The 19,103-nt window shown below is 58.5% G+C and carries 17 protein-coding genes and 1 pseudogene; 17 read left to right on the top strand and 1 reads right to left on the bottom strand.

Annotation, left to right across the window (positions count from 1 at the left end):
• The first annotated feature begins 1 nt into the window (after position 1).
• The 8 genes from pilO2 (at position 2) to pilM (ending at position 8,128) form a co-directional block, all read left to right on the top strand.
• Complete coding sequence (pilO2, locus tag API01S_RS12395) at positions 2-1,330, top strand: type 4b pilus protein PilO2 (RefSeq protein ID WP_006216160.1); 1,329 nt, start codon at positions 2-4, stop codon at positions 1,328-1,330.
• Entirely contained in the window at positions 1,320-1,835 is a 516-nt protein-coding gene (pilP, locus tag API01S_RS12390) for a type IV pilus biogenesis protein PilP (protein WP_006216161.1), read from the top strand. Before pilO2 ends, pilP begins: the two co-directional genes overlap by 11 nt.
• 6 nt (positions 1,836-1,841) lie before the next feature.
• Complete coding sequence (locus API01S_RS12385) at positions 1,842-3,548, top strand: GspE/PulE family protein (protein WP_006216162.1); 1,707 nt, start codon at positions 1,842-1,844, stop codon at positions 3,546-3,548.
• Positions 3,535-4,584, top strand: coding sequence for a type II secretion system F family protein (locus tag API01S_RS12380; protein ID WP_081451494.1), 1,050 nt, complete (start codon positions 3,535-3,537; stop codon positions 4,582-4,584). The genes API01S_RS12385 and API01S_RS12380 overlap by 14 nt, the downstream gene beginning before the upstream one ends.
• Before the next feature lie 49 nt (positions 4,585-4,633).
• The gene (locus API01S_RS12375; protein WP_039882440.1) at positions 4,634-5,197 is read left to right on the top strand and encodes a type 4 pilus major pilin; all 564 of its coding nucleotides are present in this window, start codon (positions 4,634-4,636) and stop codon (positions 5,195-5,197) included.
• On the top strand, positions 5,197-6,192 hold the full coding sequence (locus API01S_RS12370) for an ATPase, T2SS/T4P/T4SS family (RefSeq protein ID WP_006216165.1): 996 nt from the start codon (positions 5,197-5,199) through the stop codon (positions 6,190-6,192). Before API01S_RS12375 ends, API01S_RS12370 begins: the two co-directional genes overlap by 1 nt.
• Positions 6,189-7,469, top strand: a complete 1,281-nt coding sequence (gene pilV / locus API01S_RS12365; RefSeq protein ID WP_232294642.1) for a shufflon system plasmid conjugative transfer pilus tip adhesin PilV — start codon at positions 6,189-6,191, stop codon at positions 7,467-7,469. Before API01S_RS12370 ends, pilV begins: the two co-directional genes overlap by 4 nt.
• Before the next feature lie 206 nt (positions 7,470-7,675).
• Positions 7,676-8,128 (top strand): type IV pilus biogenesis protein PilM, encoded by a 453-nt coding sequence (pilM, locus tag API01S_RS12360; RefSeq protein ID WP_006216168.1) that lies wholly within the window; start codon positions 7,676-7,678, stop codon positions 8,126-8,128.
• Between the two features lie 499 nt (positions 8,129-8,627).
• Here the strand turns inward: pilM and API01S_RS12355 are convergent, their stop codons facing one another.
• Positions 8,628-9,089 (bottom strand): DUF3577 domain-containing protein, encoded by a 462-nt coding sequence (locus API01S_RS12355; protein ID WP_006216169.1) that lies wholly within the window; start codon positions 9,087-9,089, stop codon positions 8,628-8,630.
• A gap of 1,465 nt (positions 9,090-10,554) precedes the next feature.
• On the opposite strand from API01S_RS12355, the gene API01S_RS12340 reads away from it, so the two are divergent.
• From API01S_RS12340 to API01S_RS12300, 9 genes and pseudogenes are all read left to right on the top strand, one after another.
• Entirely contained in the window at positions 10,555-11,157 is a 603-nt protein-coding gene (locus API01S_RS12340; protein WP_006216172.1) for an outer membrane lipoprotein, read from the top strand.
• 91 nt (positions 11,158-11,248) lie between these two features.
• Positions 11,249-11,590 (top strand): hypothetical protein, encoded by a 342-nt coding sequence (locus API01S_RS12335; RefSeq protein ID WP_006216173.1) that lies wholly within the window; start codon positions 11,249-11,251, stop codon positions 11,588-11,590.
• Between the two features lie 91 nt (positions 11,591-11,681).
• Entirely contained in the window at positions 11,682-11,915 is a 234-nt protein-coding gene (locus API01S_RS12330) for a hypothetical protein (RefSeq protein WP_039882442.1), read from the top strand.
• A gap of 141 nt (positions 11,916-12,056) precedes the next feature.
• Positions 12,057-12,686 carry a DUF3275 family protein gene (locus tag API01S_RS12325; protein WP_039883689.1) on the top strand — a complete coding sequence of 210 codons (630 nt, stop codon included), beginning with the start codon at positions 12,057-12,059 and terminating at the stop codon, positions 12,684-12,686.
• Between the two features lie 71 nt (positions 12,687-12,757).
• A complete protein-coding gene (locus API01S_RS12320; RefSeq protein ID WP_006216176.1) occupies positions 12,758-13,861 on the top strand; it encodes a DUF6094 domain-containing protein in 1,104 nt (367 codons plus the stop codon).
• 288 nt (positions 13,862-14,149) lie between these two features.
• Entirely contained in the window at positions 14,150-14,593 is a 444-nt protein-coding gene (locus tag API01S_RS12315) for a hypothetical protein (protein ID WP_006216177.1), read from the top strand.
• Between the two features lie 33 nt (positions 14,594-14,626).
• A complete protein-coding gene (locus API01S_RS12310; protein ID WP_006216178.1) occupies positions 14,627-15,241 on the top strand; it encodes a hypothetical protein in 615 nt (204 codons plus the stop codon).
• An 80-nt stretch (positions 15,242-15,321) separates the two neighbouring features.
• Complete coding sequence (locus tag API01S_RS12305; protein ID WP_006216179.1) at positions 15,322-17,598, top strand: SNF2-related protein; 2,277 nt, start codon at positions 15,322-15,324, stop codon at positions 17,596-17,598.
• Between the two features lie 414 nt (positions 17,599-18,012).
• Positions 18,013-18,675 (top strand): annotated as a pseudogene (locus API01S_RS12300) (SOS response-associated peptidase).
• Positions 18,676-19,103 lie beyond the last annotated feature (428 nt).

The raw sequence follows: 19,103 nt of genomic DNA, 5'->3' as shown, positions 1-19,103 counted from the left end.
CATGGGTCCGAACCAAACCGCGGCCGGTACCGTCACGGTCATATCTGCCGACGGAAAATTTCTCGTTTCTGGTCTGTACTGGCAAACGCTCTCTCAACCCCAGAAAGTTATGAAGGAGGCCAGGGAGATCGGCAGACGCGACGGTATGGACATCGTCGCGATACGTCGCCTTCCTACGATCATTCAGGCTGGCTTTGTTCGTAAACAAGCCGGCGTGCAAAAGGGCATGTTCAGTCTGGCCTCGATCGTGGCGGACCTGCTCCTTCGTAAAGATGGGCAATCCACCCTTGATCCGTTGATCGCCGCCTTTGCTGTGGGCGACGGTCGATTCGCTATTGTGGCGTTCAAAGATGGCGGGGTCGTCCCGGACTCCGATGTCGTTTTCGCTTCCCTGCCGCTAGCGCAGGAAGCTATTCGCGCGCTTTATGCGTTGCTCTCGTCGAAAGGCAAGGAAGTCACCGTCTACGCGCCCGCAGAGCTTGAATTTGGTGGGGATTCATCGGTCACCCTGGAAGCCCTCGCGCGTGCCGCTTCGCGTACCCACAAGCTTAAGCCTCTTCGGTTCGGCCTTAGCCGCCGCGAATGGATCCTCTTGGGCGCTGCTTTGGTCGCAATAATTGTCGCGCTTGTCGCCTACCAAACTTGGCGCCAGCACCAGCTAGAACGCGAAGAGCAGCTCGAACGGCAGCGAGAAGCCGAGCTCGCGCGAATTCTGAAGGACAGCGGCCAGGATGTGCTGCCTGCAGCTTTGGTTCACCCCTGGACGACGACACCATCGGTGCAGGCCATGATCTCCCACTGCCGTGCCGCCGCTAGGTCCACGCCCCTGTACCTGGCAGCATGGGAGCTGCAAGGTCATAACTGCACACCAAATGCCTACGAGGCGGCATATGTGCGCCAGCCTCGCGCAACCGTCTTGGACTTCAGAGCGGCCGCCGCCGTCGCCTTCCCCACGGGTTCTACGGTGTCCATCCAGGCAGACGCAGACCAAGCGACAGTGCACGTCATTTCGCAAGCGCCGGCCGGAGGCGATGACGAGATGCAGGACGTCCACTTCCGGGTGGACAACCTCGTTTCGCACCTCCAGAAGCAGCTGATTTCAATCAAGGTCGCTCCAAAGGCTCAGCAGACTCACGGCGCGTCGGAGAGCCAGGTGGCCATGCCGCCTCCGGACTGGAGCACCGCGACCTTCGAAATCAACTCAGACTGGCCCGCAGTCTCCATTTTTGATGGCTTCGATACGCGGGGCGTTCGTCTGCTGGAGCAGTCTACGACCATCAAGGAGAGCAAGCTCTCCTACACGCTTAAGGGAGAGATCTATGGAAATTAATAAGAAAACTGCGCTTATCTGGGCCGTAACCCTGCTGCTTGCCCCAGCCTTCCACGCATCTGCGCAGACAGCACGCACACCAGACCAAAGCCCTTCGACCGCGAACACGCTGGCGGATCTCACGGAGATTCAACTGCGGAGGCTGACCTATGAAGCCCTAACGGGGATGAATGAAGCGAAGCTCGCCTACGAGAAGACCTCCCGCGTCGAAGACCGCAGCGCGTCCGGCGTTCCCACGGTTCGATCTGTCCAAGGGGTCGGAGCACAGCTCTCCGCGGTACTGGTCTATGTCGGCGGCGCTCAGGCAACCGCGCGCGCCGGCGAGGACGTGCCTGGCGGATACCGAGTGAAGTCGGTGTCCGTGGATCGCGTAGTCCTTACGCGCAACGGCCAGGACCTGCGACTTGGGTTCTCGGCAGCTGCCCCGCAAGGCACATCAGATGGCCCGGCTCGTCTCAGCTCTCCTTTCCCGGGCGCTGCGGTGCCCTTTCAACCAGGTAGGTAAGCGCCGATGGACACGACGATCCATGCCCCCAATTCTCCCGTTTCTGATGGCGATGCGCTCGCGCTGCCCGCAGGACCGCTACGCCGCATCCAAAACCTGAGCGCTGTAGGTGCGGACTGGCAAGCGCCCGAGTACGTTATCGACCGGGTCGTTCTTGCCGATGACGGCATTCTTTACTTGGATGAAGAGCACAGCGACGACATGCGGGTCATGTCGTACATATCGCGCCTGCGTCTTAACCGCGTGACGTTTGAGCAGCGGAAGGTCAGCCATTCGGAAATGAAGCGCCTGCAGCAGTCTGCCAAGGACGGCGCGTCGTTGTCGATGGCCGAGGGCCAGGGAAACGCCAAGACCGCCCAACAAGAGCAGATCAATCGAATGATTTCCGAGGCGGCCCGCCTTGGTGCAAGCGATATCCACTTTCTGCCAGACGTGGAAAAGACCTATGTGAAGTATCGGATCAACGGTATCCCAGAGGCGAGGTTTACCCTCGACCGAAGCGTTGCCGAAGACCTGGTGTCGACGCTGTACACGTCGATGTGCGAAAAGCCCGACAACTATGAGCCGTCCCGCAAGCAGAACGCGCGCCTAATGGAGCGTTACGCTCGTCAGTCCGGGCTGTTTGTCTGCCGAATCGCGACCGGCCCGGCCGCACGAGGGCGAAAACTCGTCATTCGTCTTTATCCCGACACAGGCGACACACCGAAGTCTATGGGCGAACTGGGGTTCTTGCCCGAGCAGTGCGCGCAAATACGCCAGTTCGCTCGCAATACGTCTGGGATCGTATTGGTGACCGGAACCACGGGTTCAGGAAAATCCACCACGTTGAATCACTACCTCAAGCAAGCGCTCCTGCAGTCGGATGGTGAACTCATTATCGCCACGGCTGAAGACCCCGTTGAGCAGCCTATCCGCGTGGTCACCATCCGCAATGGCGCCGAAGTCGTCTATGTCGCAGTGCAAGAGCCAATCATTCCTGCGGGGACCAGTGAAGAGGACGTGGAAGCCGCTTGGGTGGACGCCATCGATCACATGCTGCGGTCTGACCCAGACTCGATATTGATTGGCGAGATCCGCGGCAAAGCCTCGGTCCGGTCTGCGATCCGCGCAGCGCTCACCGGACACCCCACTCTCGCCACCCTCCACGTCAAGGACGCTATCAGTGCGTTTGACAGGTTGGAAGACTCGGGCGTGCCTCGAAATTTGCTTACCGATCCCACCTTGTTCATCGGCATCATCAACCAGGCGTTGGTACCGGTGCTGTGTCCGCACTGCAGCATCCCCTTTTCTGACGGCGAAGCCACTCTGGATCAGGGGCTGCGTGATCGCGTAAGACGGTTCTGCGATGTGTCGGGCGTTCGTGTTCGGGGTGCTGGCTGCCCCAATTGTCGCCGCGGCCTGGTCGGACGCACCGTATGTGCGGAGGTCGTGTCTCCCAATCCTGCATTAATGGCGGTCTATCGCAAACACGGGACGTTTGCAGCTCAGAAACATTGGGTTCAAGAAATGGGGGGAATAACACAATGCGCGCACTTGATCCGCCTGATCGAAGCTGGGCGGGTGGACCCCGACCTTGGGGAGCTCATGGTTCGGCCACTGGACAGCGATGACTGGCTCAACGAGGGGGTAGTGCTACGCACATCCATCGCCTCTAGGCGAGGCTCACACAAGTCCATTTCCCGTCGCTGGAAGGCTCACCATGGCAAAGCTTAGCTCAGGGCGTCGTATGGTGATCTACCGCACTCTCTACGCGATGGCACGGTCCAAAGTACCAGTCTTCGACGCCTTGGTGGACATTCAGAAGGCCCACAGCCGCAACGGACGTCGCCCAAAAGCCGTTATCGCCGTGTTTGCACATGAGGTGCTTGTCCGCTTGTCCAGCGGAATGAGCGGCGATCGTTTTGCCGAGGCCTTTGAAGGTTGGCTTCCCGCCACCGAGATCTCCATGTTGGCCTCCGCTCAGAAGGCGGGCGCCATCGCCACGGGATGCGAGGATGCGATCAAACATATTAAGCGCCAGGCGCGCGTCCGAGCGGCCATTATTGGCGCCGTCGCTTATCCAGCAGTAATTCTGACGATGGCGACTGTCCTCCTCACTTTTGTCTCATTCAAGGTGGTGCCCGTCTTTGCGAGGGGCTCTGACCCAGCGACTTGGACTGGGTACACGGCCTTCGTCTACTGGATGAGCGAGACAATCCGGCACTACGGGCTCTTCCTGTTGGCCGGACTCATCGGCTTAGTCTTAGCCATCCGCTGGTCGTTACCCAACTGGACAGGCCCGCTTCGGCAGGCAGTTGAGTGCCTTCCGCCTTGGTCCACTTACAAGACCATGCAGGGCGCGATCTTCTTCTCGAATCTCGCCATTCTGCTCAACGCAGGCGCGGACCTACTGCAGACCATGGTCCATATTCACAAGCACGCAAACCCGTGGCTGAAACAGCGCCTGCAAGACACGATGTACGGCCTAAGCATGGGCAAGAACTTGGGGGTCGCCTTAGACCTCGCGGGGCACAAGTTCCCGGACGAAGAATCGATTGCCTACATCACGACCATCGCCTCGCGCGAAGGCTTCGCCTATGCGCTCTCCGAATTCGCGACCAATTCGGCGGAGGGAGCAGCCGTCCGCCTTGAAGCGTCGGGGAAGGTCATCTTCTTCCTTGGTTTGATTGGTGTTACGGCGCTTGCCGCGCTGATCTTCTTAGGGCTATTCGGCCTGCAGACCGCCGCCATGGGCGATCGCATTCTCTAACTGCGCGCGTTACGCGTGTCGCACAACCACTCTCGATCTGGAGCAACAAATGACTACTACCCAGCAGTCCGCATTTTCCCCGTCGCCTGCCAATCTTGATTCGGCGCCCCACACAGCAATCACGGGCACCGCCGGCCACGCACTTCCACATGCAGGCACGCCTCTCGCTCGCCAAGCGGGCGCGTCCGTCGCCGACTTTCTGGCCTGGATGCTGCTGGCAGTCCTTGTCGCCGGCGCGATCTTCGGCGGCTATTACGTCCTCAACAAAGACACTGAGAACAATACTGAGGCTCAGAATATCGCCCAGCTCGTTAAGGGCGCCAAGCTACTGCGAGACATAAGCGGGTACGGCAATGTCACTACCGCTGCACTTCAGGCCGCGGGCGCCATTCCGAGCAACATGATCGGAGCGACGACGGGCACTCTGTACCACAGTTGGAACGGGGAGGTAACAGTCGTCGGATCAGCCACGCAAGTCGTGATCACGTATAGGGCCGTTCCGAGCAGCAACTGCATACCTCTGCGGGCCAATCTCTCACGGACAGCACAATTCGTCAGCATGACCAACTGCCCAACCACGGGCAACGTCGACTTCGTAATGACCGCCCGCTGATGGAAACCGTGCCCGTTACCTTGGAGCAGGCCACCAGCCTGCTGGATCTGAGCTTCGTCGACATGATCATCGGACCCGACTACGCCGAGCTTCGCGAATTGGAAGGAAGCCCCTCTCTATCGGACAAGGTCCCGGGTCACCTGCAGGCGGACGTCAGCTTGCTGCGTCAGCAATGCAGGCAGGCACTTAGAACTCTGACTAAGTCAGAGTTCACCGCCACCTTGGGCGAGGAGAAATTCAGGGTCACGCAACTCTTCGATGTGGACTCACAAGACATATTTATCTTGGCCCGAGCAGACGTGAAGACCAGGCCGCTGAAGTCGCTTGGTATGGCGGATCGGCTGTTCAATCATTTAACGCAGCCTAAGCTCAGTGGGCTTATTGTCGTGTCCGGTGGCATGCGCCATGGAAAAACATCTACAGCCGATGCGATCTTCATCGATCGTCTTGAGCGGCATGGTGGGCTGGGGATCGCACTCGCGGACCCACCAGAAACGTCGTTGAACGGCATGCACGGCAGAGGACGCGCAATTCAGATTGAGGTCGCACGCGAGCACGGGGGCTATCAAGAGCAGCTTATGCGGGGGCTACGGTCCCGAGCGAACATCTTCTATCTTGGAGAGACTCGGGACTCACCATCCGCAATCGAGGTCGTCCGGGTTAGCGGCAACGGGTGGCCCGTGCTAACCACGCTGCACGCCGATAGCCCAGAACTGACGTTCACAAAGCTCCAATCGCTATGCGGTGGATCTGGCGCGACAGTCGATTCGTTCAACGCGATGCTGGCGGACAACATCAGCGCCGTGATCCACCAACAGCTTGAAACGGTCAAGACAGCCACTGGAAGTGCCAAACGCCTTCAAATCAACTGGCTGGTGCTGGACGGCAAAGAAGACACTGCCATCCGCGCGAAGATCCGCAAAGGGGACTTTGCGGGCCTGAACACAGAAATCGCAGCGCAGAAGGCTGCCGCGATCTTCGGGAGCAGAACATGAATCGACGTTGTCGGATGGCCACATCTGCACGCAAGCAGGCGGGGTTCACAGTATTGGAGGGAACACTGGTGCTCCTTCTATTTGCCATTGGCTTGGTAGCCTGGCTTTGGCAGCAAACCGACTATTTGGCCACTCTCACGAGCCGCCAAGCTGCACACCACCAAAAGCAAGTTGGCAACGCCGCAGCGGCCTACGTCAAGAACAACTACGCCTCCCTCCTGTCCGCTACGGCTGGCGGACCGATCACGGTCTCTTTGGACACGATACGACTCGCCGGGAACTTGCCTGCAGCACTACCTCTGCTGAATCCATACGGGCAGGCCTACACGATTGCAGTGCGTCGGGCCTCGCAAGGTGGACAGGACACGCTCGAAGCGCTTCTTGTGACCAGTGGCGTCGACGTGCCTGAGCAGGACGTGCGCCGCACCGCGGCGCTGCTTGACGGAGGCGGGTTCATCCTTGCGCGGCAACCGACAATCGCTCAGGGCTCGATGGGGAGTTGGCGGGTCCCCGTCGCTGATTTCGGGCTGTCGCTGCCTGGTGGGAATCTCGCGACCGCGTTGTTCTTCAACAGCGCTGGGCAGGTGACAGACTATCTGTATCGGAATGCTGTAGCTGGCAGACCGGAAGTTAACCGGATGAACACCAGCATCGACGTCAATGGCAATGACCTCAATAACACGCGCGCGGTTCGCACACAGACGGTTGAAGCATCAGGCAATATCAATACGAAGGGCGCGCTCGTAATTCAGAACGCGGATGGGTCCACCCGTAGCGGCTGGTACACCGCCGGCAATGACGGCTGGCTTCGAGTCCTCAACGACAACCATCTAGTTACCGCCGGCGAAGTCCGCGGCGGAGCGCTACGCTCCATGGGACAAACCTATTCGCACGGCCGGATCAACGCATACGAATACCTCTACGTCGGCGGCGTGGCCAACGAAGGCTGGGCTTGCGACGCAAATGGCTTGGTGGGGAGGACGGGAAATGGCGAACCACTGTTTTGCCAATCCGGTGTGTGGCGCGCGCCGACTACTTCGCTCATGACGGTGCCTGGTACGAGCTGCCCGGCAGGCCTAACTGCCATCATGTACTACGGATCGCTCTATAACACCTACAGCGGACGCTCCCCGACTGGCTGGTTCTCGGTGGGAGACATGACGGACTACACGATGGGATGCTCGAATGGAGGTGGAGATGCCGGAGGCACATGCACCGGCGATCACAATATAAACGATCCCGCGCGCGCTTCAATTTCCATGGTTAAGTGCGGCTAAGTTCGGGTAATTGACGCTTTGCATGCTGATATGGAACGGCCGACACAGAGGTGTCGGCACATTGGCTTCCTGGCCAGACACCTTGATGATCTGAATCAACGCTGGTCTATTGCCAATAACGTCACGCGTCCCTGCCCAGGGATTGCTCTCTGGGTTCAACCATGCAATCCAGTTTTGCCCACCCTAACGCCGAAGGACGGCCGTCCATGAGCATACTGATGATCCCACTACTGGCGCTGCTCGCTCTTGTTGCCGCGCTTGCCTCAACGTCCGAGCAAGGGACTCTAGATTTACTGCAGCAACACGAAGCTGTTGCTTCCGGCGGCAGTTTGCGCATCTATGCGAACGCTGTGGCAAGGTTTGCTAAGGCCAACCCCGGCTTCTCAGGGACCGCAACCGCCAGCGCGTTGGACCTGCCGACCTGGTTCAATCCACAGCTTGGGACCAGCAACGTCGTTGCCGCGGGCAGTGCTTACGTCTTCTTCGTGCCCAGCAACGGCGCCGGTGATCTCTATCGCATGTTTCCTGAGGACGAAGTCGGCCTTCCTCTCCTCTTCGGCGTGGCAAGGAACGGCTTTTTGAATTCACCATCTGCCGGCGCGGCCGCGCTCCCGCTCCCGACGGGGATTCCTGAAGGCGCGGTCGTTTACGTGCTGTAAATCAACTGGCGACCACGCACGCGGCGAGCGGCAACAAAAAACCCCCGCCGGGTGTGCCGTACGGGGGTTGGAGCGCTCTTGCGCTAAAGGTGCAAGCGTTATGGGCCGCTGCTGGCCTGGGATGCTGGAGTGGGTTGGCGCCCGAGTAAGCTCAATTGTAGGCTTGCCACAAGCGACGGAATCGCTTCTGGTAAGCCTACTCGGGCTATGTATGCCCCGCTTCGAGCAGGACCTTGAATGGAGGGAGAAGCCGCGGCCGGTTCAGGGCCGCGACGGGTAGCTCAGACTCGATCGAGGAACGCCAATTCACCGAATCGAATGAGGGTGGAGGACACTGCTTTTTTCACCTGGCCTATTCAGCAGCCTAACCAGATACTCGGGATGCGCCTTTTTAAGTGTGGCGCACACTGAACAACCTGTGAAGTTCTCTTCAATAAGCGCCCACGGCGCACATTGAAGAAAACTCCACCTAAGTGGAGTTTCCGGGTTTGGCTAGGACTTAATTATCGTCCGTGCCAGTTCGAACGCCTTCTGCCGAAGCTTCGGGTTCAACGTACTGATAGACCATCACGCCATCGACTTTCGCCATATGGATCTTCAGCAGACGGCCCTTGAGGACCACCCCTGTTTGACCGGCACGCGTGCCGCTCGTGATCTTATAGGTATCGATGTACGGATCGCCGATGGTCACGGACGCCAAGACCTTTCGGTTGGAGTCGTTCGCGGCTTCTTGAAGCTTTTCGCTCATGACCTTGATGGCTTCCTTGCCGACAATCTTGACGTCGCAATTGAGCCAGGTGAGTGAATCCGCACTGCCTTCCTGCGCTTCACCATGAAAGATGCTGATGCTGCACGAAAGGAACGGAGCACCTTTCTTGGGCTTAACTTCGCGAACGCGACGAACATAGCCGAGACCACGAAGGTGAGCATCGAAGTACTTAGGGGTGTTAGCTTGAGCCATGACGGATCTCCTAAAGAAAAGGGGAACCGCCGCCCCAGTCGGGGAGGAAGGTTCCCCGATGGGCTGAAAAGACACTCCTGGTCGCTAGGACCTGCGGTCACCGAATGGTGGAGCCAAACCGCATTGCTACAAAAGATTCCGACATAAGCCGTCGGAGCGCTATCTAGCCGACATCTTACGTTTCAGAAATGAAGAATGCAACGAGATTTGCGCACCGCAGTGCTGTCACTTGGGGCTTAGAAAAGTCCCTTACTGCGGACTCGAAGCCCTGAAGGGCAGTATCGTGGCCGCAGTCGCGCGAGGCGGTGCGAGATCCCGACATGGGTCGATCGCGGTCAGCTCCGACGTCAGCACGAGCTCAACGCAGCGCACTTCATTTCCCTCAGCGTCCAACGATATTGCCTCAACCTCCCTGCTCTCGCCGAGCTCGACAAGGACAGTCACGTCACCAAGGCGGATATGCCGCGCCTGCGTTCCAACGGGACACTTATTCGCCCAAGGAGAAATGATGTTCATCGCCAAAATCCTTTATCTAAGTTGTTCAATCGATGTAGGGAGCGGCCCTCGTCGTTGCTCGCCGTCATGACCTGGTCTACCCGGGACGGCCCCCCCTTGATCCATAGTCGGATCACTGACCGCCCGCGCCCCGTCTGCAACTCCCCAGTCGAGGTTCGACTCGACCTCGTCACTGTCCTCTACCTCGTCGCCGGCGCCATCCTCGGAGCCGGCATCAGTGCTCCATAGCGACACGCTGCTGGGCGTAACGCTCGTGCGACCGGCTATTGCTCCTGAGCTCGATCGCGTGACTTCAACGGGGCCCGAAGGCAGATCCACGATAAACCTCTCGGGCCGACCGGGGACAAGAACGTAGTTTCCCTGCACGTCCGCAGAACTGCGAACACTCCCGGGCAACTCAACTGGCACCGAGTTCACGCCGGCCGGCAAGGGCTTGTCCAACACCAAGATGGCTTTCCCCTCATGTGCAAACGCCTGCATCACGCCATTGCCGCCGCCCGAGCTTACCGTGTAGTCGAAATCCAACCTTTCCGGTGCGACCCGCAGATCGGAGACAGGCGTCCCGCAACCCGCAACTGAGATCGCTCCGATTAGGCAGAGAGCCGCATACAGCAACCGGGGCACGTGATTTAAAGGCGGAAGTACGGGGGTCAAGGTCATTCCCAAGTCGCGACGAAAAGGGGAGTGTCGCTGGTCCAGCCCAGCCATCATAGAGCCGTGCGTCTGTTCCAAAAAGCGCAGTGCGCCCCTTGCCAAATAGTTGGTGTTGTGTGTAGGATTCGGCCCAGTACGCCCGCCAGAGCTCATCTGGCATCTTTTGCAGTGCCGCGGTTTGGCTCCACCATTCGGTGACCGCAGGTCTAGCGACCAGGAGTGTCTTTTCAGCCCATCGGGGAACCTTCCTCCCCGACTGGGGCGGCGGTTCCCCTTTTTCTTTAGGAGAACCGACATGAGTTCAACCCTTAGCGTTGCGATCCTTTCCATCACGTTCGGCCTCGGCTTGGGCTCCCTAACCTGGGTCGCTTTCACCGTAGGCGCAACACGATCAGCCCAACTGCGCGGCGCGATCCTTCGCGTCGCTTGCGGACTCCGCTTCCGCCTTCGCATATGCCTCGCTGCCATGGCGTTAGTAAGCCTAGCCGGCTGCGCAAATCAAAGCGCGTCCGGCGGCGTCTACAGCTATCAGCAAGCCCAGCAGGTGCAACTGGTCCAACCGGGTACTGTCGTTTCGGCACGGCCCATCACCATTCAGGCCAGCTACAACTCGGGTGCAGGCATGGCTGCCGGCAGTGCAATTGGAGGCTTAGCAGGCAGCGCTATCGGAAGCCACAAAGGCTCCTATATCGCCGCAGCGCTAGGTGCTTTGTTTGGCGGACTGGCAGGAAATTCCGTGGAACGCGCGGTGTCTCAGGCCGCAGGCCTGGAAGTCGTGGTGAAACTCGACAGCGGTCAAACGCAAGCGGTCGCGCAAGAGGCGGACATCCCGCTGAAGCCCGGTCAACGAGTCAACGTTCTAAGCGGTGCCGGCGCAACGCGCGTCGTCCCGATCTAAACCCAAGCAGCGGCGCCCACTCAACGCCCTGCCTTTTCCCAATCCGGGCCCACGCCCGGAAGGGCGAACGGGTCCACTCCCTGGCTATGCAATGAGCAACCACTACTTCGCCACCACGCACAAGGGTCATCCTGTTACCGTCAACCTTGGCTGGGACAGGCCGCTCAGTTACTTCTTCATGGTCATCTCCAAGCCTGTTGAACTTCGTGACGAGTCGCAGCTTGTAGACGACGAAGACTACCTCTACTCCAACCTTCACGAACGAGAACCGTTCGAAATGGATCTTGATTATTACCGCCATGTCTTGAACCACTTCAGCATTTCCGTGCCGGAAAGCATGTTCAAGGAAGTGGAGGAGGATATGTTCAACGACGTTGGAAACCGCGTCGTGACGCACCAGGCTGACGGTACGTTCACCGAAAGCTCCATGTAACTACTGCACTTTACTCACCCATCGGGGCCTCCGATGGGGGGCCTCGTTTTCCTCAAGGCCCCATATGCCATTTCATGCGAACGAAGAAAAGATGACCAACGTCGAGTGCGTTGCGGACCTTATGGAGTTCTCCTCCTATGGCCCGCTCGCTCAGATGTTCGTCGTAGATGCGTTGCTTAAGCATGCCACGACCGTGGCACAGCTTAGCGATGCAGAACTCGAAGCCTGGCCAGCGAACCCGATGTTTCATGTTCACTCATGGCGGGGTGTCGCCCAGGAAATCAAAGACAAGCTCGAAAGGCACCTCGGCGACGCGTCTGCCTAATCGGCGTAGCACTGCACCAGGAAGCTCGGTTCCGCAGCTCCTGACGCAAATATTTTGATCCTTCATGCGGGCCTCATGCCCGCAGCCCCTCTCATTCATCTTGGCCCCTACGGGGCCGTTTTTTATTTCTGGAGCAACACCATGATCAAGATCCCCGGCACCCTGGAGGTCAAGACGATTCGAGGCGGCAACGGCGACTTCAACGTCGGCGAACTGCAGACCGCGATCGGCGAGTTCAAGATCAAAGACAAGATCTTGGAGCAGTTTCAATCGGGCTCCTATCCCGGCGAGTTCCTCATTTCCAAGATCTATCCGCACTCCTACACGTGGTACGGAAAGATCACCATCGAGATCCGGGCTTCGCTCGCAGAAGTCATGTTGGACTGCGACGAGCCCGACGATTCCGACCCCCCCGCGCAAGCGAGTGAGCCGGACCCTGCAGACGAAGAACGCACTTCGCCATCGGCCACGCCTCAGGCAGAACCAACAGTCCTGCCTGATGCGATCACAGATCAAGCACCAGCGACCCCGGCGCGCAGTGTTTCCGGGGCACAGCCCGCGGAACGGCCCACGTCGCCAGACGTTGAATTCGACGATAGCGAGCTTCTTGCCATCTTCGGTGATGAGCTCGCCGAGCTCATCAGGGATGGACAACCGGTGAAGCTCGATCCGTCTGTCGACCGCACTCTGTTCCGATCGCAACGCGACTGGCTTGGAAAGCGATTGGGGTACAGCTTCCGAGCTGCTTCGCAGACGTGGCACATCAAGTAGAACTCTCCGCCAGATGGGCGGGTCCGGCCTCCGCCGGCCCGCACTTCACGACTACAAACAGGGAAATTTTTATGGCTCTTATTTTTCCAAGACTGGCTCAGAACTTTGTTCGAAACGGCTATTTTCCAACCGATGAGAAGACACTTGGACGGATTTGTTCCGCACTTGAGCTACTCGATCCTGACGCAGGGGCAAGGCTGTATGACCCGTGTTGCGGCGAAGGATGCGCACTTCATTGGGTGGCTTCCAACCTCGACACGCTTCATGAAACTCGAACGACGGTGACCTATGGCGTCGAGTACGACAAAGGCCGCGCCTGGCACGCGAAGGAGCTTCTCTCATCAGGGCTCCATGCAGATGTACATGATGTTTTTGTATCTGCGCGATCCATGGGGCTTCTGTTTCTGAATCCACCTTATGGGGCTGTAGTTGCAGACAAAGGTCACACCGGCGATCGGCACTACGACCGTCTGGAAAAGGTCTTCTACCAGGCCGCCGTGCCATCGCTGACATTCGGAGGCGTACTGGTTTTGATCGTCCCGCACTACGTCATGGACAAGCAATTCGCGACGATGATCTCCAGGAACTTTGAAGGCGTGCAAGCCTACTTGGCGCCAGAGCAAGAGTTTCGCCAGTTGGTCGTATTCGGCATCAAGAGACGCTCGGAGTCCCCTGATCCAGAGACGGTGAAGCGCTTGGTTGATATCGGTCAAGGGCAGCTACCAATGGAACTACCGGAAGAGTGGACAACCGCTCCGTATCTCATCCCGCACGTTCCAGGCGAGCCCGCCTTTATTTCGACAAAGATCGACGCGGAGCAGTTGCAGCTTGAGCTGCAACGCGTGGAGGCTTCGACGTTGTGGCCGCAGTTTGATCGAGTTTTCTCGACCGGCCAACTAGCCCATCGCCGCCCGCTGTGCAACCTCTCCGACTGGCATCTGGCGCTTGCTCTGGCGGCCGGCCAGATAAGCGGCGTGGTAGAGAGCGACGACGGGACCAAGCTACTCATCCGCGGCGACACGATCAAGGTCAAAGATCAGGAGGTGCAGCTTGAAGAGGCTGATAACGGAGACATTCGCACGACGATTGTGATGCGCGACAAGTTCGTGCCAACGATCGTAGGAATCGACTTCACGCCCGGGCCGACCCTTGGCCGCCTGGTCAACATCCGCTAAATCTCTCGGGGATAGCAGCGACTGCTGCGCATCGCCCCGGGGAGAACAATGGCGGTTTCAACATCAGCCCCTCGTATCCACGAGGGCGCTGTCCTAAACGCATTCACCTGCGCTTAGGACAGCGTTCTACGAAGCCCTACGGTACTGGGCCGCTGCCGGCGTAACCGGCGCCCTTCTTGGTTTGGCTCCATGGGCATTTGCCCAGACCAAGGTCGCATCGACCTGGAGTGTCCTCTAAACCCTTGCGGGCTTGCCCGCGAGGGTGCCTGCTGTCGCTTGGATATGCCAATGACAACGTCCTCTAAGTTCATCGTGACCCTTGAAGTCGCGTACCAACACGTCATCAAGGTCGGCGTGGTTGCCGCCAATGAGTTAGCCGCTTTGCAGTTAGCGGAGTCTGCTTTCGGGAGTGGTTCGCTATGGACAGGAGATTGCGCGCTGCAACTCCTACATGACGACTTCCACGAAGAAGGAGAACGGGTTGACCTGTCCGTTTCCCACCTGGGCAATGGCGCTTTCCCGCCTCCTGATGCGACCGTGCACGAGCTTGAGCTCCACTCGCGCGCACGTCGCCTTCTCAGCTTTTGCCGAATGGTTTCCGACGCCGCACCCTCACTGACCGAACAGATCGTCGATTTAGACCGCCTGTTTGAAGTGAAGCTGTCGGCGCGGTCGATCCAGCAGCTACGGGAACTACTGCCCCACTTGGCGGAAGTAGAGCCCGCACTGTGACGATCCAGACCTACCAAACTCTTGGAGCAAAGCATGATGTATCGCATTCGTGAGCTGCAAGACCTGTATGTGGATGCCTGCATCAGGTTGCCAAGCGGCGATCTCGCATTTCTTTCGTTCTATGGCAGAGACGGATCAGTACAGCAGCTCTTTGCGTCTCTTCAACTGGGATCTCAAGAAGGAGGCCTACGACAGTTGACGTTGATGACGACGTCATCGACCGTCGAAACCGTGGTCTCCGTTGGGGATGTGAAGCGTCTTGAAAAGCACACAGGCCGGCTTCCCAAGCAGACTCTTTTCGGCGGACTCTTGCACTGCTGGATCTATGACCCGGCGCTGCTGAAACCATCCCGCCCTACTCGAAGTGGCTGGGTGTTGCGCGACTCTACTGCCGCGCAAGCACCTGACCTGGCCTCTGACCCCGTCTGGGATCTAGTTAAACAGATCTCCGAGGTTCCCCTCTTGGACCACTGGCGTGATTTCGTGATGAGCGAACTTCGCTGCGACCTTTTGGCCGATCTTGATGACGAAACTTCCAGGCCGGTGGGGCGCATACATCCTACGTTTGTCCGCCTGCCGAGTGACTTCTCTTCCCGCATTTCCTCATACGTCCGTGATGGCCGACTGACCCTCCTGGCGGACGCCTAACGGCGCCGCTCCCCCCCCTTCCGGGACACCCGCCCGGAAGGGGCCGGTGTCTCTTAATTCCCTTTGTTTGGAGCACCACCATGAATGCAATCGTTGACGACGAAGTTGTCGCCTTGGAAGAAGTTCAATCCGATGAAACCGCGAGCATCCCTCTATCGGAGTTCATCAGTAAATTTGGCTCTGGCCTGTTACAGGCCGTCCGGAGTCAGAATCCCCCTATCTTCGACGAGGCGTCCAACCCCATCTGGGACGGAATCATCAATTCCTTATCGCGCACGCCGTTTCCAGCTCAGCGACGCGTTGTTCACGCCATAACCACCCTTCTGACACAGCATGCACCTGCCGGCGTCATCAATGCGGAGATGGGCACGGGAAAGACCCTTATGGGCATCCTCGTGGCGACTCTCCTCCATCACGCGGGCTTCCCGCGCACTTTGGTGCTTGCGCCTCCCCACTTGGTTTACAAATGGCGGCGTGAGATTCGTGCAACGGTTCCTAACGCGCAAGTCTGGATCCTCAACGGCCCCGACACGCTTCGAAAGCTGCTGCAGCTCAGGAGCATGCGAAGCAAGCCGGTAGTGCCGCAATTCTTCATCTTGGGCCGCGTTCGCATGCGAATGGGGTTCGATTGGCGTCCCGCCTTCGCGACTCGTCCGGCAATTTACGACTCAGAGCTCGGCCGCGTTTACAGAAGTGCCGCTTGCTGCCCTCAGTGCGGTAAGTTCGTCTGCGATGAGGAAGGTGTTCCATTCACGCCAGCGCTAGCAACATCAGCGTTGAATGAACGGCGAACTGCCTGCGGATGTGGTGAACGGCTTTGGACGCTGGTACCCAAACGGGCTACGCCGACAAGCTACCGCGACATGGTTAAGAAGGCTCTTGTTCAAATGCCAACGGTCGGCCCGCGCACCGCGGACAATCTTCTTTGTCGATTCGGCGAAACCATGCTTGGCGATATGCTGCAGGACAACGTCTACGAGTTCATCAACTTGATGGACGATGAAGGGGACCTGGTGTTTTCGGACCGACAGGCAAAGCGCATGGAAAGAGCACTAGCCTATACCGAAGTGTCCTTCGGTCAGGGTGGTTTTCAACCTACTGAGTTCATCAAGCGCTATCTTCCGCAGGGCTATTTCGGCCTGCTAATCGCAGACGAGGGACACGAGTATAAGAACGAGGGTTCTGCTCAGGGCCAAGCGATGGGAGTTCTGGCGCGCAAGTGCTCAAAGGCTCTTGCGCTTACCGGCACGCTAATGGGGGGCTATGCCGACGACCTCTACCATCTTCTCTATCGCCTGCACCCGCAGATGATGATTGAAGACGGGTTCAACTTCAACTCGAAGGGGTCGATGGCTTCCGCGACGATGGCTTTCATGCGCGAGCATGGAGTCCTGATCGATATTCACAAAGAATCGAACTCAGGATCTCATCGCACGGCAAAAGGGGATAAGAAGACTATCTCTACCGTCAAAGGCCCGGGGTTTGGTCCCAAGGGAATCATGCGGTATGTGGTTCCTTACACCGCGTTCTTGAAGCTTTCCCAGCTTGGTCAGGACGTTCTTCCTCCGTACCGCGAAAGCATGGTGGAGGTGGCCATGTCTGCCGACATGGAATCTGCCTACAAGTATCTTGAGCGAACGTTGGTCGACGAGTTACGTCGGGCATTGCGCGCCGGTGACAAGTCGCTTATGGGGGTCGTGCTCAACGCTCTCCTCGCGTGGCCGGAATGCTGCTTTCGGCCTGAGACTGTGCGACATCCTCATACTAAGTCGGTGCTTGCGAGCCTTCCCTCGCTATTCGGCAATCAGGAGATGGCTCCAAAAGAAGAGGCACTACTGGAACGAGTACGGCGGGAGACTGCGAAGGGTCGTCGCACGCTGGTGTACACGACGTACACAGGCACTCGCGACACTTCGGCCAGGCTAAAGGCCCTTTTCGACCAGGCTGGGGTGCGCAGCGCTGTACTTCGTTCCAGCGTAGCCGCCGAGAAGCGGGAAGACTGGGTGATGGAGCAGGTCGATCGCGGGATAGACGCGCTCATCTGCAACCCAGAGCTCGTCAAGACTGGACTAGATATGTTGGAGTTTCCGACCATCTTGTTCATGCAGACCGGCTACAACGTTTACACGCTGCAGCAGGCTGCAAGGCGTAGTTGGCGGATTGGTCAGACGCGAGATGTGGACGTCGATTTTCTGGGTTATCAGGGCACGGCGCAGATGCGCTGCTTGCAACTCATGGCTCAGAAAATCGCAGTATCTCAATCCACATCCGGAGACATGCCTGACTCGGGGCTGGACATCCTCAATCAAGGGGGGGACAGCATTGAAGTCGCCCTTGCGAAGCAGTTGGTAAGCTGACTTCGTTTTTCAGCTGGACTGGCCACCCCACAAAGGGTGGCCTTTTTTTTCGACAGCCGAGGCTCGCCCAGCACGCCCAGACATGAACGCAAAACTCGCTCCGACCCAATAGGGTTAATTTCGGCCTTCCCGTTGCCTGGATCAACATCGCGCGTGCAATGGCGAGCATAGAACCATTTCGGGGCTCCTCCGAAAGTTGACCAGCGGGTAGTGCTCGCTCGAATGGTGAAGACTCAATGCGGCATGCGCTCGGCGTGGCAGCGCCTGCATTTCCGCTGCGAACGCGTCCGCCTGGACGAATTCATCGGCCAATGGAAGGCCCGTAAGCACCTAACCAAGTAGGCGGTGCTTTATGGTCGCTTTCGGCAGGACGCCGGCAATTTATTATGAGGCTTCTCTCTGGGGGAACTCCTCATGTGCAGCCACTATCAAACACTGAAGGACGCCGAGCTGCTGCTCAGAAAGTTCGGCGCGCAAAGGCCAGCGACAGTCGGGAAATACGATATGTGGCCTCGATATCAAGGGGTCTTCGTCCGCCGACCACCCGAATACGATGTCGGCGATGAGGCGGTTCCACCGCGCGAAGCGGCCGTCGGCCGGTGGGGCTTGATATCGCCGTCTACCCGTCCTGACGATCTCGCGGGCGCGGAAAAGCTGTCGACATTTAACGCTCGTGACGACCGCGTCGCAAATGCGTTCACCTTCCGCAACGCCTAGCGTCGCGCACAACACTGTGTCATACCCGCCGATGCTATCTTCGAGCCCGACTGGCGGTCGGGAAAGGCCGTCGCTACACGCTTCGCGCGTGCCGACGGCGCGCCGATGGGCATCGCTGGACTCTGGGACCGCTACCGGGACCAATCCGGTCAGTGGCAGGACAGCTACACCATGTTGACGATCAACGCCGATGAGGACCCGCTGTTTCGCGACTACCACCAAGCTGGCAAAGAAAAGCGGATGGTTGTGATTTTGCCTGAGGGGGCATACAGGGACTGGCTGGCGGCGCCCGCAGAGCAAAGTCGGGACTTTCTTCGGCCCTTCCCCTCCGACATGCTGGTCGCCAGGCCCGTGAACTGACCCTGATAAAGGCGGAATATACTGGATGGATAGCCAGTGATTCCATTATGCCTTTCAAACAGACCTTGGCCTACGAGGCGCTTCGCGCCCTTCGTGAACGCCATCCGCAAAATGCGGATGTAATCCTCTTGTTGTGGGAAACCAAGCGCCGCCGCTCGGAACTGATGCGCTGCATCAGGTGTCCGGTGACCTCAAACGGCCCCACGGCCTCATGGGCGACATCTATCAGGAACTCCTGATTCGCCTCGCGGCAGAACCCTGTGTAATAGAGCGAGATGAGGAGGTTCGCGCCATGATGGAGGCGCCGGACAAACTTCGTAAAGGAGTGGCACCGCGGTAGTTCAAGAACGGTGACAGCACTCTATCGTTCGCTTCCCAACCTCACGGTGTGCCAAACCATCGACGCCGTACGAGGAATGCCGTACAAT

Origin of the sequence: Achromobacter piechaudii NBRC 102461, from assembly GCF_001571245.1 — a bacterium.
Taxonomy (GTDB): Bacteria; Pseudomonadota; Gammaproteobacteria; order Burkholderiales; family Burkholderiaceae_B; genus Achromobacter; species Achromobacter piechaudii.
The sequence above is the reverse complement of the archived record's forward strand: the minus strand, read 5'-3'. Positions and strand labels throughout refer to the sequence as shown.

Coding starts and splice junctions, on each gene's coding strand:
- pilO2 (WP_006216160.1), top strand. CDS start 2: ATGGGTCCGAACCAAACCGCGGCCGGTACCGTCACGGTCATATCTGCC.
- pilP (WP_006216161.1), top strand. CDS start 1,320: ATGGAAATTAATAAGAAAACTGCGCTTATCTGGGCCGTAACCCTGCTG.
- API01S_RS12385 (WP_006216162.1), top strand. CDS start 1,842: ATGGACACGACGATCCATGCCCCCAATTCTCCCGTTTCTGATGGCGAT.
- API01S_RS12380 (WP_081451494.1), top strand. CDS start 3,535: ATGGCAAAGCTTAGCTCAGGGCGTCGTATGGTGATCTACCGCACTCTC.
- API01S_RS12375 (WP_039882440.1), top strand. CDS start 4,634: ATGACTACTACCCAGCAGTCCGCATTTTCCCCGTCGCCTGCCAATCTT.
- API01S_RS12370 (WP_006216165.1), top strand. CDS start 5,197: ATGGAAACCGTGCCCGTTACCTTGGAGCAGGCCACCAGCCTGCTGGAT.
- pilV (WP_232294642.1), top strand. CDS start 6,189: ATGAATCGACGTTGTCGGATGGCCACATCTGCACGCAAGCAGGCGGGG.
- pilM (WP_006216168.1), top strand. CDS start 7,676: ATGAGCATACTGATGATCCCACTACTGGCGCTGCTCGCTCTTGTTGCC.
- API01S_RS12355 (WP_006216169.1), bottom strand. CDS start 9,089: ATGGCTCAAGCTAACACCCCTAAGTACTTCGATGCTCACCTTCGTGGT.
- API01S_RS12340 (WP_006216172.1), top strand. CDS start 10,555: ATGAGTTCAACCCTTAGCGTTGCGATCCTTTCCATCACGTTCGGCCTC.
- API01S_RS12335 (WP_006216173.1), top strand. CDS start 11,249: ATGAGCAACCACTACTTCGCCACCACGCACAAGGGTCATCCTGTTACC.
- API01S_RS12330 (WP_039882442.1), top strand. CDS start 11,682: ATGACCAACGTCGAGTGCGTTGCGGACCTTATGGAGTTCTCCTCCTAT.
- API01S_RS12325 (WP_039883689.1), top strand. CDS start 12,057: ATGATCAAGATCCCCGGCACCCTGGAGGTCAAGACGATTCGAGGCGGC.
- API01S_RS12320 (WP_006216176.1), top strand. CDS start 12,758: ATGGCTCTTATTTTTCCAAGACTGGCTCAGAACTTTGTTCGAAACGGC.
- API01S_RS12315 (WP_006216177.1), top strand. CDS start 14,150: ATGACAACGTCCTCTAAGTTCATCGTGACCCTTGAAGTCGCGTACCAA.
- API01S_RS12310 (WP_006216178.1), top strand. CDS start 14,627: ATGATGTATCGCATTCGTGAGCTGCAAGACCTGTATGTGGATGCCTGC.
- API01S_RS12305 (WP_006216179.1), top strand. CDS start 15,322: ATGAATGCAATCGTTGACGACGAAGTTGTCGCCTTGGAAGAAGTTCAA.